This is a genomic window from Pseudomonas sp. No.117 (assembly GCF_054558395.1).
Map to the genome: position 1 here is coordinate 366,299 of NZ_BAAJNP010000007.1, position 14,680 is coordinate 380,978.

Below are 14,680 nucleotides of genomic sequence, written 5' to 3' on the forward strand. Positions count from 1 at the left end.
CGCGTCCAGGCTGCCCCATGGTCGGGCAGCCTGTTGCAGTCCGCCCTGCCCTACATCAGGAACAGGGTGGCGAGCCCCAAGAAGATGAAGAAGCCACCACTGTCGGTCACGGCGGTGATCAGGACGCTCGACCCCATGGCCGGGTCGCGACCGAAGCGCTGCAGGGTCATGGGAATCAGCACCCCCATGAAGGCGGCGAGCAGCAGATTCAGGGTCATGGCCCCCATCATCACCAGCCCCAGTGACCAGCTGCTGTACAGGTAGAAGGCCACCAGCCCGATCACCCCACCCCAGATCACCCCGTTGCACAGGGCGACACCCAGCTCCTTGCGCAGCAGCCGGGTGGTGTTGGTGACGCTGATCTGCCCCAGCGCCATGGCCCGCACGATCATGGTGATGGCCTGGTTGCCCGAGTTGCCGCCGATGCCGGCGACGATGGGCATGAGCGCGGCCAGGGCCACCAGCTTCTCGATCGAGCCCTCGAAGAGACCGATGACCCGCGAGGCGATGAAGGCGGTGATGAGGTTGGTGGCGAGCCAGGTCCAGCGATTGCCGACCGACTTCCACACCGAGGCGAAGACATCCTCGTCCTCGCGCAGACCGGCCATGTTGAGGACTTCGCTTTCGCTCTCCTCGCGGATCAGGTCGACCATCTCGTCGATGGTGAGACGCCCGATCAGCTTGCCGTTCTTGTCCACCACCGGCGCCGAGACCAGGTCGTAGCGCTCGAACGCCTGGGCGGCGTCATAGGCATCCCCGTCGGGATGGAAGGCCACCGCCTCCTTGGCCATGACCTCGGCGACCAGCTTTTCCGGGTCGTTGACCAGCAGGCGCTTGATTGGCAGCACGCCCTTGAGGATGCTGTCGTTGTCGACCACGAAGAGCTTGTCGGTGTGGTCGGGCAATTCCTTCAGCCGCCGCAGGTAGCGCAGCACCACTTCCAGGGCGACGTCGTCGCGGATGGTCACCATCTCGAAGTCCATCAGGGCACCGACCTGATCCTCTTCGTAGGACAGGGCGGAGCGCACCCGCTCGCGCTGCTGGGCGTCGAGGGCTTCCATGAGCTCGTGGACGACATCGCGCGGCAGATCCGGCGCCAGGTCGGCGAGTTCGTCGGCATCGAGCTGACCGGCCACCGCGAGGATTTCCTGATCGTCCATGTCGGCGATCAGCGTCTCGCGGACGGCATCCGAGACCTCGAGCAGAATCTCGCCATCGCGCTCCGTCTTGACCAGTCCCCAGACGGTCAGGCGATCCTCGCGCGGCAAGGCTTCGAGGATGAAGGCGACGTCGGCGGGGTGCAGCTCGTCCAGGCGGGCACGCAGCTCTTCGAGGCCTTCTTCGGGAATATCGGCGGGGGACACGCGGGCGCGGTCCTGGTCTTCACGCGCCTCGACGGCGAGGTCGTAGCGCTCCAGCAACTCGACGACCTGGGCGAGCCGCTCTTGCAGCGTCTCGTGGGGCTTTCTGATTTCTGCTTCGTTCACTGCGGTCATAGCGCACTCCGGCCCGCCGGCGGAGCGCACCGACGAACCCTATTTCAACAACGGGACGAGAAAGACGATTAGGTGTTGACTGGGTAAGTCCATAGAGGGGTGACCACTGCCCCGGCGGGGCTGACGGCGGGGATGATACACCGGACCGGCAGCGGGCGCGAAGGCAAAAGGTTGTCAAAACAGCAATTTGCAAGGGTTTTGCACGGTCGAAAAAGCCGCGGTTCAGGCCCTCGTCGAGCATCCCTGACTTCGCTAAGCTTGACCCGACCACGTCAAGGAGGACGGCTCATGAAGAAGTTGCTTGCATTCGGCCTGCTGCTGGGCTGCACCCCCCTGGAAGCGGCGACGGTCTACCGCTGCGAGGATGCCGCCGGGCACCTCACCTTTTCCGCCAGCGGCTGCCCATCGGACAGCGACAGCAGCCTGCAACGTGCGGACAATCCCCGCCCCGGCGGCGCCAAGCCCACCTTGATGGCGAAGCCGAAAGCCACGCCGCGCAGGGAGGCCTCACGCACGCCGACGGTGGTGGCAGCCAAGACGGATGGGTGCGGTGACCTGCTCACCGCCCGCGAAAGGCGGCAAGCCATCATTCGGGGACAGGTCAGGGTCGGCATGAACCGGGCAGACGTGGAGAGCGCCCTGGGCCAGCCGCAGCGGATCTCCCAGCTGGATACCCTCACCCGTTATCACTACGAGGGACGCAAGCGCAAGGAACGCTCACGCCTGGTCACCTTCGATGACCAGGGTTGCGTGCGTCGACGCTGACGCCCGCAACCCGCGGGCGCCCGGTCAGAGTACGGCGCGAGGGTAGGAGCCGAGCACCTTGAGGGCCACCGCGCTGGTGGACAGCCGCTCGAGGACGTCGCGGATCAGCGGATCGGCCTGGTGGCCGAGGAAATCGATGAAGAAGACGTAGGTCCACTTGCCGCTGCGCGAAGGCCGCGTCTCGATCCGGCTGAGGTCGATGTTGTTGGCATGGAACGGCAGCAGCAGCTCGTGCAGCGCACCGGGCTTGTTCTGCATGGAGACGATGATCGAGGTCTTGTCGTCGCCACTGGGCGGCACGCTCTGGTTGCCGATGATCAGGAAGCGCGTGGAGTTGTCCGGACGGTCCTCGATCTTCTGCTGCACCGGGGTCAGCCCATAGAGCGAGGCCGCCATGTCGCCGGCGATGGCCGCGCTGTTCCACTCGCCCTTCACCCGCCGCGCCGCCTCGGCATTGCTGGCCACCGCCACCCGCTCGACGCTCGGGTAGTAGGAATCCAGCCACTTGCGGCACTGGGCCAGCGACTGGGCGTGGGAATAGATGCGGGTGATGCTGTCGGCCTTGGTGTTCTCGCCGATCAGCAGGTGGTGGTGGATACGCAGCTCCACCTCGCCGCAGATCGACAGGTTGTGTTCGAGGAAGCTATCCAGGGTGTGGTTGACCGCGCCCTCGGTGGAGTTCTCCACCGGCACCACGCCGAAGTTGGAGGCGCCGGCGGCGACCTCGCGGAACACCTCGTCGATGGCCGCCATCGGCCGGGTCACTACCGCCTTGCCGAAGTGCTTGAGCGCCGCGGCCTGGGAGAAGGTGCCTTCCGGGCCGAGGTAGGCCACGTGCAGCGGCTCTTCCAGGGCCAGGCAGCAGGACATGATCTCGCGGAACAGTCGCGCCATGTCCTCGTCGCAAACCGGCCCGCCATTGCGCTCCATCACCCGCTTGAGGACCTGGGCCTCGCGCTCGGGCCGATAGAACACGGGCTTCTCGCCCTCTGCCAGAGTCGTCATCTTGACCCGCGCCACGTCCTGGGCGCAGCGGGCGCGTTCGCTGATCAGCTCCTGGATGCGTTCGTCCAGACTGTCGATCCGCAGGCGCAGGGCCTTGAGCTCGTGTTCCGACATGATCAGCCGTGCTCCTTCTCGAATTCGGCCAGGTAGGTCACCAGGGCCTGGACGGCCTCCAGGGTGACGGCGTTGTAGATGGAGGCACGCATGCCCCCCACCGAGCGGTGCCCCTGCAGGTACAGCAGCCCCCGCTCCTCGGCGCCCTTGAGGAAGGCCTTGTCCAGGCGCTCGTCGGCCAGGCGGAAGGGCACGTTCATCCAGGAGCGATCGTTCTTGGCGATGGGGTTGCTGTAGAAGTCGCTGTTGTCGATGAAGCCGTACAGCAGGTCCTTCTTCTCGCGGTTCAGGCGCTCCATGGCGGGCAGGCCGCCCTGCTCCTTGAGCCACTTGAACACCAGGCCCGAGAGGTACCAGGAGAAGGTGGCCGGGGTGTTGTACATGGAGCCGTTGTCGGCCTCGACCTTGTAGTCGAGTAGCGTCGGGCAGGCGGCGCGGGCGCGACCCAGCAGATCTTCGCGGACGATCACCACCACCAGGCCGCTGGGGCCGATGTTCTTCTGGGCGCCAGCGTAGATCAGGCCGAAGCGCGAGACGTCCAGCGGGCGCGAGAGGATGTCGGAAGAGGCATCCGCCACCAAGGGCACGTCGCCGACTTCCGGAATCCAGTCGAACTCCAGGCCGCCGATGGTCTCGTTGGGCGTGTAGTGGACGTAGGCGGCGTCCTTGGACAGCTGCCATTCGTTCTGCCCGGGAATGGCGAAGTAGTCGTACTGCTTGGCACTGGCGGCGACGTTGACGGCGCCATAGTGCTGCGCCTGCTCGATGGCCTTGCGCGACCAGATGCCGGTGTCGATGTAGTCGGCCTTGCCGCCCTCGGGCATCAGATTCATCGCCAGCTGGGCGAATTGCAGGCTGGCGCCGCCCTGCAGGAACAGCACCCGGTAGTTGTTGGGGATGACCAGCAGCTCGCGCAGGTCGGCTTCGGCCTGGCTCGAGATGGCGGTGAAGTCCTCACCGCGGTGGCTCATCTCCATCACCGACAGGCCACGGCCCTGCCAATCCAGCAGATCGGCCTGGGCCTGGCGCAGCACAGCTTCGGGCAGGGCCGCCGGGCCGGCGCAGAAGTTGTAGGCACGCTTGCTCATCGCTCGTCATCCTCGTCGGGAAGGTCATCGCTCGGCACGTCGCTGGCACCGGGCAGCACGTCGTCTTGATCCGGCTCGTGGCTGTCGACCGGCAGCTCCTTGTCGAGCACCTCGTCGTCCAGCTCGGCTTCGTGGTCCAGCAACTCCTCGTCCACCGAGGGCTCCTGCACCCGCTCCAGGCCCACCAGCTTCTCGCCCTTGCCGAGCTTGATCAGGGTAACGCCCTGGGTGTTACGACCGGTGCGGGAAATGCCCTCGACCGGCGTCCGTACCAGGGTGCCCTGGTCGGAGATCAGCATGATCTCCTCGCCGTCCAGCACCTGGATGGCGCCGATCAGGGGACCGTTGCGTTCGTTGATGACCATGGCGATCACGCCCTGGCCACCGCGACCGCGCTGTGGGTACTCGGCCATGGCGGTACGCTTGCCGAAGCCGTTGAGGCTGGCGGTGAGGATCTCGGCGCCCTGCTCGGGGATCAGCATGGAGATCAGGCGCTGGCCGTCGGCCAGACGCATGCCGCGCACGCCGCGGGCAGTACGGCCCATGGTGCGCACGTGACGCTCCTTGAAACGGATGACCTTGCCGCCATCGGAGAACAGCATGACTTCGCGGGCGCCATCGGTGATGGCGGCAGCGATCAGGCTGTCGCCCTCTTCCAGCTTCAGCGCGATCAGGCCATTGCTGCGCGGCCGGCTGAATTGGACCAGCGGGGTCTTCTTCACGGTGCCATTGCGGGTGGCCATGAAGATGTAGGCACCGGTGGGTTCGTCCTGGCCGGCTTCGAGGAGTTCGCCCTCTTCGCCTTCGACCTCGGCCTCGACGTCGTCTTCCACCAGCACGGCGTCTTCGATGTCCAGGTTGTCGTCCTGCTCGCCCAGATCCTCGTCACCGAGGGGCGCCTGCTGGCGTACGGCTTCCAGGTCGACCGGCAGCATGGCGGTGATGCGCTCGCCCTCGGCCAGCGGCAGCAGGTTGACCAGCGGACGGCCACGGGCAGCGCGGGAGGCCTCGGGGATCTCGTAGGTGCGCTTCCAGTAGACCTTGCCCAGGCTGGAGAACAGCAGCAGGGTGGTATGACTGTTGGCGACCAGCAGGTGTTCGATGTAGTCCTCGTCCTTGACCGCCGAGGCCGAGCGGCCGCGACCGCCACGGCGCTGCGCCTGGTAGGCGTGCAGCGGCTGGGACTTGGCGTAGCCGCCATGGGAGATGGTGACGACGCGGTCTTCCTCGGTGATGAGGTCGGCGATGGTCAGGTCCACCTGGGAGGCGACGATCTCGGTACGACGCTTGTCGCCGAACTCGGCCTTGACCTTCTCCAGCTCTTCGCGGATGACTTCCATCAGCCGTTCGGGGTTGGTGAGGATGCGGATCAGCTCGCCAATCTGCTGCAGGATCTCCTGGTACTCGGCGATGAGCTTCTCGTGCTCCAGGCCGGTCAGGCGGTGCAGGCGCAGGTCGAGGATGGCCTGGGCCTGTTCGGGCGAGAGGTGGTACTTGCCCTCGTGCAGGCCGTATTGCTCGGGCAGGTCGTCCGGACGGCAGGAATCGGCGCCGGCGCGCTCGACCATCTCGCGTACCGCGCTGGATTCCCAGGGCGTGGCGATCAGGCGTTCCTTGGCCTCGGCCGGGGTCGGCGAGGTCTTGATCAGCTCGATGACCGGATCGATGTTGGACAGGGCGACCGCCTGGCCTTCGAGGATGTGGCCACGCTCGCGCGCCTTGCGCAGTTCGTAGACGGTCCGCCGGGTCACCACTTCGCGACGATGGCGAATGAAGGCTTCCAGCAGTTCCTTGAGGTTCAGGGTGCGCGGCTGGCCGTCGAGCAGGGCCACCACGTTGATGCCGAACACCGTCTGCAGCTGGGTCTGGGCGTAGAGGTTGTTGAGCACCACCTCGGGGGTCTCGCCGCGACGCAACTCGATGACCACTCGCATGCCGTCCTTGTCGGACTCGTCGCGCAGCTCGGTGATGCCTTCGATCTTCTTCTCTTTCACCAGCTCGGCGATCTTCTCGATCAGCCGCGCCTTGTTGAGCTGGTAGGGCAGCTCGGTGATGACGATCTGCTGGCGATTGGCGCTCTTGTCGATGTCCTCGACCTCGGCGCGGGCCCGCACATAGATGCGGCCACGGCCGGTGCGGTAGGCCTCGATGATGCCGGCGCGACCGTTGATGATGCCCGCGGTCGGGAAGTCCGGACCGGGGATGTACTGCATCAGGTCGTCGACGGTCAGCTCGCTGTTCTCGATCAGCGCCAGGCAGCCGTCGATCACCTCGCCGAGGTTGTGCGGCGGGATGTTGGTGGCCATGCCGACCGCGATGCCGCTGGAGCCGTTGACCAGCAGGTTGGGGATGCGCGTGGGCATCACCGCCGGGATCTGCTCGGTGCCATCGTAGTTGGGCACCCAGTCGACGGTTTCCTTGTCCAGGTCGGCCAGCAGCTCGTGGGCGAGCTTGGACATCCGCACTTCGGTGTAACGCATGGCCGCGGCGTTGTCGCCGTCCACCGAACCGAAGTTGCCCTGGCCGTCCACCAGCATGTAGCGCAGCGAGAACGGCTGGGCCATCCGCACGATGGTGTCGTAGACGGCGGTGTCGCCGTGGGGGTGGTACTTACCGATGACATCACCCACCACACGGGCGGATTTCTTGTACGGCTTGTTCCAGTCGTTGCCCAGTTCGCTCATGGCGTAGAGCACGCGCCGGTGCACCGGCTTGAGACCGTCGCGCACGTCCGGCAAGGCCCGGCCGACGATGACGCTCATCGCGTAGTCGAGATACGACTGCCGCAATTCGTCTTCGATATTGACCGGGAGGATTTCTTTGGCCAGTTCACCCATGAGAAGCCTGGTTCCTTCTGATCTGAAAAGCGCTAGGGCTCGCCCGGAAGTCGGCCGAGCCTGGTATAGCAGAGGCGAAAGCCCGTCTGGCTGCGCCTGCTACCGGCGACGAGACGCCGCTCGAGCCGGTTTCCAGCACGGCATCACCGCCTGCAGACGGCTTTCGAACGAAGCCTGTGCAAAGAGCGAAATTCTAACACATTCAGGGACGTATCCGCCCCTGGCGATCACCTCAATGCAGGCGCCGCCGATTCATCAACTCGGCCATCTTCTTGGCGTCCGGTCGCTCCACCACGCCGCGCTCGGTGACGATGGCATCGATGAGATCCGCGGGCGTCACGTCGAACACCGGGTTGAAGGCCTCGACCTCGGCGGCGATGCGCTGGCCGCCGGCTTCCAGCAGTTCGTGACCGGCGCGCTCCTCGATGGGGATGTCGTCGCCCGAGGCCAGCTTCATGTCGATGGTGGAGCTGGGTGCCACCACCATGAAGCGTACGCCATGGTGCATGGCGATGACCGCCAGGTTGTAGGTGCCGATCTTGTTGGCCACGTCGCCATTGGCGGTGATGCGATCGGCGCCGACGATCACCCAGGCGACGTTGCGCGTCTTCATCAGGTGCGCCGCGGCGGCGTCGGCGTTGAGGCTGACGGGAATGCCCTCCCCGGCCAACTCCCAGGCGGTCAGCCGCGAGCCCTGCAGCCAGGGGCGGGTTTCGTCGGCGTGGACGCACTCCACCAGGCCATCGAGGTGCGCCGCACGCAGGACGCCCAGAGCGGTGCCGAAGCCACCGGTGGCCAGGGCGCCGGTGTTGCAGTGGGTGAGGAAGGTCTGCTTACTGGTGTCGTGCTTGCGGATCAGCTCGACGCCGAGCTGGGCCATGGTCAGGTTGGCCTCGCGATCGCTCAGGTGGATGGCCACGGCTTCGGCCTCCAGCGCCGCCAGGGCACCCTCTCCGGCCGCCCGCGCCAGCCGCTCGCGCATGCGATTGAGCGCCCAGAACAGGTTGACCGCGGTGGGCCGCGAAGCGGCCAGCAGTTCGAAGTCGGCGGTCAGGGTCTGCTGCCAGTCCTCCCCCGCCGCGGCGCGCTGGCGGGCGCCCAGCACCACGCCATAGGCGGCGCTGATCCCGATGGCCGGGGCGCCGCGTACCAGCATGTCGCGGATGGCCTGGGCCACCTCGGCGGCACTCTGACAGGCGACCCAGTGTTCGCGCAGCGGCAACAGGCGCTGGTCGAGCAGGTGCAGGGCACCGTCCCGCCATTCGATCGCCTTGATCTTTTCCGCCGCCAGCAGACGCTCTCGCATGATCTCTCCTCGACCTGAATCTGTAGCCAGCCAGTATACCGGCATCGGCGCGCGGATTTAGCGGTAGCGCCGCAAGGACCGCTATACTGCCGGCTCGCCCCTTTCGGAACCGTCGCAGATGCCCACCCCCGCGCCCCTGGACCTCTTGTTGCTCCCCAGCTGGATCGTGCCGGTGGAGCCGGCCGGGGTGGTCCTGCGCGACTACGCCCTGGGCGTGCGCGACGGCTGCATCGCCTTGCTCGCGCCGCGCAGCGACGCCCTGCGCCACCCGGCCAAGGAGACCCTGGAGTTGCCGGGCAAGGTGCTGATCCCCGGGCTGATCAACGCCCATGGCCACGCCGCCATGACCCTGTTCCGCGGCATGGCCGACGACCTGCCGCTGCAGACCTGGCTGCAGGACCACATCTGGCCGGCCGAGGGCCGCTGGGTCGACGAGGACTTCGTCCGCGACGGCACCACCCTGGCCATCGCCGAGCAGATCCGCGGCGGCATCACCTGCTTTTCGGACATGTACTTCTATCCCCAGGTGGCCTGCGAGGCGATCCATCGCACCGGTGTACGCGCCCAGGTCTGCCTGCCGATCCTCGATTTCCCCATTCCCGGCGCCCGCACCGCGGACGACATGATCCGTCGCGGCCTGGAGCTGTTCGACGACATGAAGCTGCACGAGCGCATCAGCGTGGCCTTCGGCCCCCATGCGCCCTACACCGTGGCCGATGCCAAGCTCGAACAGATCCTGGTGCTGGCCGAGCAGCTGCAGGCGCCGATCCAGATGCACGTGCACGAGACCGCCTTCGAGGTGCAGCAGGCCCTCGAGCAGACCGGTGAGCGGCCGCTGTCGCGCCTGCGCCGCCTGGGCCTGCTGGGCCCGCGCTTCCAGGCGGTGCACATGACCCAGGTGGACGACGAGGATCTGGAAAACCTGGTCGAGACCAACAGCCACGTCATCCACAGCCCGGAATCCAACCTCAAGCTGGCCAGCGGCTTCTGCCCGGTGGAGCGGCTCTGGCAGGCCGGCGTCAACGTCGCCATCGGCACCGACGGCGCGGCCAGCAACAATGACCTCGACCTGCTCGGCGAGACCCGTACCGCCGCCCTGCTGGCCAAGGCCGTCGCCGGCTCCGCCACCGCGCTCGATGCCCATCGCGCCCTGCGCATGGCTACCCTCAACGGCGCCCGCGCCCTGGGCCTGGAGCGTTGCCTGGGGTCGCTGGAGCTGGGCAAGGCGGCCGACCTGACCGCCGTCGATCTCAGCGGCCTCGCCCAGCAGCCGCTCTACGATCCCGTTTCGCAACTCATCTACGCCACCGGCCGCGATCGCGTCAGCGACGTCTGGGTCGGCGGCGTGCCGCTGCTGCGCCAGAGCGAACTCGTACGCCTGGACGAGGCCGAACTCATAGCCAATGCGCAGCAGTGGGTCACCCGTATCCAGCAGGGCGCCTGACGCGTCCCGCTCCCCTTGCCTCTGGAGAATCCCATGTCCAACGTCGATAACGCCGAGATCGCCAAGTTCGAGGCCCTCGCCTACCGCTGGTGGGACCGCGAGAGCGAATTCAAGCCGCTGCACGACATCAACCCGCTGCGCGTCAACTGGATCGACCAGCACGCCGGCCTCGCCGGCAAGAAGGTGCTGGACGTCGGTTGCGGCGGCGGCATCCTCAGCGAAGCCATGGCCCAGCGTGGTGCCCAGGTGACCGGCATCGACATGGCCGAGGCGCCGCTGGCCGTGGCCCGCCTGCACCAGCTGGAATCCGGCGTGCCGGTGGAATACATCCAGGAGACCACCGAGGACCACGCGCGCAAGCATGCCGGCACCTACGACGTGGTGACCTGCCTGGAGATGCTCGAACACGTGCCGGATCCCTCGTCGGTGATCAAGGCCTGCCACGACCTGGTCAAGCCGGGCGGCCAGGTGTTCTTCTCCACCATCAACCGCAATCCCAAGGCCTACCTGTTCGCCATCGTCGGCGCCGAGTACGTGCTGCGCCTGCTGCCGCGCGGCACCCACGATTTCCGCAAGTTCATCCGCCCCTCGGAACTGGGCGCCTGGGCCCGCGCCGCCGGCCTGAACCTGCGCGACGTCATCGGCCTCACCTACAACCCGCTGACCAAGAGATACAAGCTGGAAGGCGACGTGACGGTGAACTACATGGTGCGCACCCAGCGCGAGGACTGATCCATGCGTCTGCAAGCGGTCCTCTTCGACATGGACGGCACCCTGCTGGACACGGCGCCGGATTTCATCGCCATCGTCCAGGCCATGCGCCAGGACCAGGGCCTCGCCCCCGCCGACGAAGCCCGCCTGCGCGGCGTCATCTCCGGCGGTGCCAAGGCGATGATCCTCGCCGGCTTCGATGTCGACCCGCTCGGCACCGAACTGGAGTCCCTGCGCCTGGAATTCCTCGAGCGCTACCAGGCGCACTGCGCGGTCCATACCCGGCTGTTCGAGGGCATGGACGAGATCCTGCGCGACCTGGACGCCGCCCGGCTGCGCTGGGGCGTGGTGACCAACAAGCCGGTGCGCTTCGCCGAGCCGATCATGCAGCGCCTGGGCCTGGCCGAGCGCTCGGCCTGCCTGGTCTGCCCCGATCACGTCGCGCGCAGCAAGCCCGATCCGGAGATGGTGCTGCTGGCCTGTCGGCAACTGGACGTGGATCCCCAGGTCGCCCTGTTCATTGGCGACGACCTGCGCGACATCGAGTCCGGCCGCGCCGCCGGCAGCAAGACGGTGGCGGCGCGCTACGGCTACATCCACCCGGACGATCGCCCGGAGCACTGGGGCGCCGACGCCATCATCGACCACCCGCTGGAGTTGCGCGCCCTGCTCGACCGCGCACTGTGCGGCTGCTAGGAGACCAGATGTTCGACTACCAAGCCCCTGCCGGCCTGCTGCAGGACCGCGTTATCCTCATCACCGGCGCCAACCGCGGCATCGGCGCCGCCCTGGCCAAGGGCTGCGCGGCCCTGGGCGCCCAGGTGATCCTCCAGGGTCGCGACGCCGCGGCGCTGGCGCAGGTGCGCGCCGAGATCCTGGCCGGCGGCGGCCAGGCGGCCGAGCCCCTGGTGCTGGATCTCGAACAGGCTGACGCCAGCGCCTATGCGGCCGCCGCCGCGCGCCTGCAGCGGGACTTCGGGCGTCTCGATGGCCTGGTGCACAACGCCGGCCTGCTCGGGCCACGGGTACTGCTGGAACAGACTCCGGCCGCGGCGCTGGCCCAGGTCATGCAGGTCAATGTGCACGCCGGCTTCGCCCTGACCCAGGCGCTGCTGCCGCTGCTCAAGGCCGCGGGCGATGCGTCGGTGGTCTTCACCTCCAGCAGCGTCGGGCGCAAGGGCCGGGCCGGCTGGGGCGCCTACTCGGTGTCCAAGTTCGCCACTGAAGGGCTGATGCAGGTCTGGGCCGAGGAGCTGGCGGAGGCCGGCATCCGGGTCAACAGCGTCAATCCGGGCGGTACCCGTACCGCCATGCGCGCGGCGGCCTATCCGGCGGAAGATCCGGCGCGGGTGCCCGTGGCCGAGGCCATCCTGCCGGTCTACCTCTACCTGCTCGGCCCCGCCAGCCAGGGCACCACCGGCCAGGCGCTCAACGCCCAGTAGCCCGCCCGGTCAGACGTGGAAGCGCTGGACCAGGCGTGAGAGCTCGTCACCCAGCTCGGCCAGTTCGCGGCTGGCCGAGGCCGTCGCCGCCATGGCTTGGCTGGACTGATCGGCGCCGTCGCGAATGCGCGTCACGTTGACCGCCACCTCTTCCGCTACCGCACTCTGTTGCACCGCCGCCGCGGCGATCTGCTGGTTCTTCTGCTGGATGCTGGCGACCGCCGTGGCGATGCCGGCGAAGGCCTGGCGGGTATCGCCGGCGCTGGCCATGGTGTCCGCCAGCAGAGTTTCGCTCTGCTGCATCCGCCCCACCGCCTCGCCACTGCCCTTTTGCAACACCGCGATGAGCTGCTCGATCTCCACGCTCGACTGCTGGGTACGCCGGGCCAGGGCGCGGACTTCGTCGGCGACCACCGCGAAGCCGCGCCCCTGATCGCCGGCGCGCGCCGCCTCGATGGCGGCGTTCAACGCCAGCAAATTGGTCTGTTCGGCCACGGCCTTGATTACGTCGAGCACCCCGCTGATCGCCTGGCTATCCCGCGAGACGCCCTGCAGGCGCTCCGCCGCCGCGCGTACATCCACACCCAGGGTCTCGATGCCGGCCAGGCTCCGGCCGATCACCGCCTGGCCATCGTTGACCTGGCGATCGGCCTGGTCGCCCGCGCCCGCAGCGGCTTCGGCATCCACGGCGACGCCCTGGGCGGTAGCGGCCAGCTCGGCCATGGCCGCGGCGACCTGGTCGGTTTCCTCACGCTGCCGCGCGACGCCCGACTGGGCGTCGCGGGCCTGTTCGGCGAGCGCCGCGGCCGCCTGGCCGAGCCGACCGATGCCGCCCTGCAGTTGCAGGACCATGCCGCGCAACGCCGCCACCATGCTGGCGCTGGAACGCTGCAGCTGGCCGATCTCGTCGCCGCGATCCACCACCAGCTCGACGTCCAGCTGGCCCTGGGCGATGCGCTCGGCCGCCGCGATCACCTTGCGCAGGGGCCGCACGATGGCCAGGGTGATGACCAGCGCCGCCAGGGCGCCCACCACCAGGGCCAGCAGCGCGACGGCGCCGATGGTCAGCAGGCGCTTGGTCATCATCGCCTGCAACTCGCCCTCCTGCTGGGCGTAGAGGGCATCGACGCGCTGCACGGCGGTTTCGGCGAGACTGCTCATTTGCGCGCCGGCGGCCTGCTCCTGGGCCAGGGCGCCGGAGTAGTCGCCCAGGCGGCGGATGAATTCCTTGATGTTGGTGGACACGTCCTGGATGACCGAGGAATAGGCGGGATCGCTGAGTTGCGGCTCCACCTTGGCCAGCAATGCCAGCGCGGCACTGGCCGAGGGTAGCGGCTGGTCGTCCACGGCGGTCTTGCTGGCGCGTGCCTGGGCCTCGTCGAGACTCTTGAGCATCAGCCGATAGAGCTCGCCGACCTGCTGCGACAGGGTCAGCAGGTCGGCACCCTGCTGGCCGCCGGAATCCTTCAGGGCATAGGCGCCGTCGTCCAGCAGTCCGGACTGGAGGATGTCCAGGCTGTTGGCCGCCCCTTCCACCAGGAAGGTCGCCGCATCCATGGCCAGGCGGCGCGAGGTGTGCAGGCGCTGGAAATCGGTGAAGGCGGCGCCATAGGCCTTGGCCGCCTGCAGCGCGGCGGCGATGTCCGCACCGTTGGCGCCGTGGACCTCGGCCGCGAGCTGGCCCAAGCCGTCGAGCACGGCGGGCAGGGCCTTGCGCAGCTGGTCGGCCTGGGCGGTATCCCCGCTCAGGCGAAAGCCCTGTTCGAGGGCGCGGACCTGCATCACCTGCCGATTGACCGCCGCCATGTCGCGCAGCGAGTCGAAGCGATGCTCCACATCCTTGAGCGCCAGCCCCCCCTGGAGCGCCACCACCAGGGTGAGCAGCAATACCAGGCCGAAGCCGACGGCCAGTTTGGTCGCGGTCCGCCAGTTGGCCAGGCGATACCTTGCAATCCCTCTCATACGGCACCCCAACGGAATAAGTTCTACCGACGCTGTCGTCCGCAGAAGCCGATTCTTGAAGGGGTGCGGACCGGAAGGCCACTATCCGTCGTGCGCGGCTACGTGCACGTCGCTTTGGATGGCGGCAACCGGCCAGTAATGCCGGGGATCAGCGGCCGGCGCGGGACTCGCGAATGTAGAAGCGGGCCTTTTCGGCGTTCTTCACGCAGCCGTCGTAGGCCTCGACCTGCTGCTGTGTCTTGGCGGTGGACAGCAGCGCCAGCGCCTTGGAATAGCTCACCGTCCCGGAGAAGCCCTCGGCCTTGGCCAGGTCGAGCTCCTGCCAGGCGGAGCGGGTCTGGGCCGCGCAGCTGTCGCGATTGACCACCTTGCCCGAACAGCCTGCGAGCACCAGGGCCGCCAGGGTGGCCGATACGACGGTAACCAGTTTCGATTTCATCTTCTTTTCTCCTTGCGACCGACCGGAACGGCCGAATAACCGCAGCGTAGACCGCCGGCCCGCGGCGCCGT

12 protein-coding genes and 1 pseudogene are annotated in these 14,680 nt (G+C 67.6%); 5 read left to right on the top strand and 8 right to left on the bottom strand.

Annotated features, from left to right (window positions below; genetic code table 11):
• Window positions 1-50 precede the first annotated feature (50 nt).
• Window positions 51-1,496, bottom strand: a complete 1,446-nt coding sequence (mgtE, locus tag ACYJP6_RS18955) for a magnesium transporter (protein WP_459476755.1) — start codon at window positions 1,494-1,496, stop codon at window positions 51-53.
• A 288-nt stretch (window positions 1,497-1,784) separates the two neighbouring features.
• Between mgtE and ACYJP6_RS18960 the strand changes: the two genes are divergently transcribed.
• Window positions 1,785-2,261: a DUF4124 domain-containing protein gene (locus tag ACYJP6_RS18960; RefSeq protein WP_459476757.1), complete on the top strand. Its 477-nt coding sequence runs from the start codon at window positions 1,785-1,787 to the stop codon at window positions 2,259-2,261.
• 24 nt (window positions 2,262-2,285) lie between these two features.
• Here ACYJP6_RS18960 and pheA read toward each other — a convergent pair whose 3' ends face one another.
• The 4 genes from pheA to mtnA form a co-directional block, all read right to left on the bottom strand.
• A complete protein-coding gene (pheA, locus tag ACYJP6_RS18965) occupies window positions 2,286-3,380 on the bottom strand; it encodes a prephenate dehydratase (protein ID WP_459476759.1) in 1,095 nt (364 codons plus the stop codon).
• Window positions 3,381-3,382: 2 nt separating this feature from the next.
• Complete coding sequence (serC, locus tag ACYJP6_RS18970) at window positions 3,383-4,468, bottom strand: 3-phosphoserine/phosphohydroxythreonine transaminase (RefSeq protein ID WP_459476761.1); 1,086 nt, start codon at window positions 4,466-4,468, stop codon at window positions 3,383-3,385.
• Entirely contained in the window at window positions 4,465-7,305 is a 2,841-nt protein-coding gene (gene gyrA, locus ACYJP6_RS18975; RefSeq protein ID WP_459476763.1) for a DNA gyrase subunit A, read from the bottom strand. Before gyrA ends, serC begins: the two co-directional genes overlap by 4 nt.
• A 232-nt stretch (window positions 7,306-7,537) precedes the next feature.
• On the bottom strand, window positions 7,538-8,611 hold the full coding sequence (gene mtnA / locus ACYJP6_RS18980; RefSeq protein ID WP_459476764.1) for an S-methyl-5-thioribose-1-phosphate isomerase: 1,074 nt from the start codon (window positions 8,609-8,611) through the stop codon (window positions 7,538-7,540).
• 118 nt (window positions 8,612-8,729) lie between these two features.
• Between mtnA and ACYJP6_RS18985 the strand changes: the two genes are divergently transcribed.
• From ACYJP6_RS18985 to ACYJP6_RS19000, 4 genes are read left to right on the top strand one after another with little or no spacing between them, the layout of a single operon-like run.
• The gene (locus ACYJP6_RS18985) at window positions 8,730-10,055 is read left to right on the top strand and encodes a TRZ/ATZ family hydrolase (protein ID WP_459476766.1); all 1,326 of its coding nucleotides are present in this window, start codon (window positions 8,730-8,732) and stop codon (window positions 10,053-10,055) included.
• 33 nt (window positions 10,056-10,088) lie between these two features.
• The gene (gene ubiG, locus ACYJP6_RS18990) at window positions 10,089-10,787 is read left to right on the top strand and encodes a bifunctional 2-polyprenyl-6-hydroxyphenol methylase/3-demethylubiquinol 3-O-methyltransferase UbiG (protein WP_007160470.1); all 699 of its coding nucleotides are present in this window, start codon (window positions 10,089-10,091) and stop codon (window positions 10,785-10,787) included.
• Window positions 10,788-10,790: 3 nt separating this feature from the next.
• Window positions 10,791-11,462 (top strand): N-acetylmuramic acid 6-phosphate phosphatase MupP, encoded by a 672-nt coding sequence (gene mupP / locus ACYJP6_RS18995; RefSeq protein WP_459476768.1) that lies wholly within the window; start codon window positions 10,791-10,793, stop codon window positions 11,460-11,462.
• A gap of 8 nt (window positions 11,463-11,470) precedes the next feature.
• Window positions 11,471-12,208: a YciK family oxidoreductase gene (locus ACYJP6_RS19000; RefSeq protein WP_459476771.1), complete on the top strand. Its 738-nt coding sequence runs from the start codon at window positions 11,471-11,473 to the stop codon at window positions 12,206-12,208.
• Between the two features lie 9 nt (window positions 12,209-12,217).
• Here the strand turns inward: ACYJP6_RS19000 and ACYJP6_RS19005 are convergent, their stop codons facing one another.
• The 3 genes and pseudogenes from ACYJP6_RS19005 to ACYJP6_RS19015 form a co-directional block, all read right to left on the bottom strand.
• A complete protein-coding gene (locus ACYJP6_RS19005; RefSeq protein WP_459476887.1) occupies window positions 12,218-13,081 on the bottom strand; it encodes a methyl-accepting chemotaxis protein in 864 nt (287 codons plus the stop codon).
• A 21-nt stretch (window positions 13,082-13,102) separates the two neighbouring features.
• Window positions 13,103-14,170: pseudogene (locus tag ACYJP6_RS19010) on the bottom strand (HAMP domain-containing protein); the annotation flags it as partial.
• A 148-nt stretch (window positions 14,171-14,318) separates the two neighbouring features.
• On the bottom strand, window positions 14,319-14,609 hold the full coding sequence (locus tag ACYJP6_RS19015; protein WP_459476773.1) for a hypothetical protein: 291 nt from the start codon (window positions 14,607-14,609) through the stop codon (window positions 14,319-14,321).
• Between the last annotated feature and the right edge of the window lie 71 nt (window positions 14,610-14,680).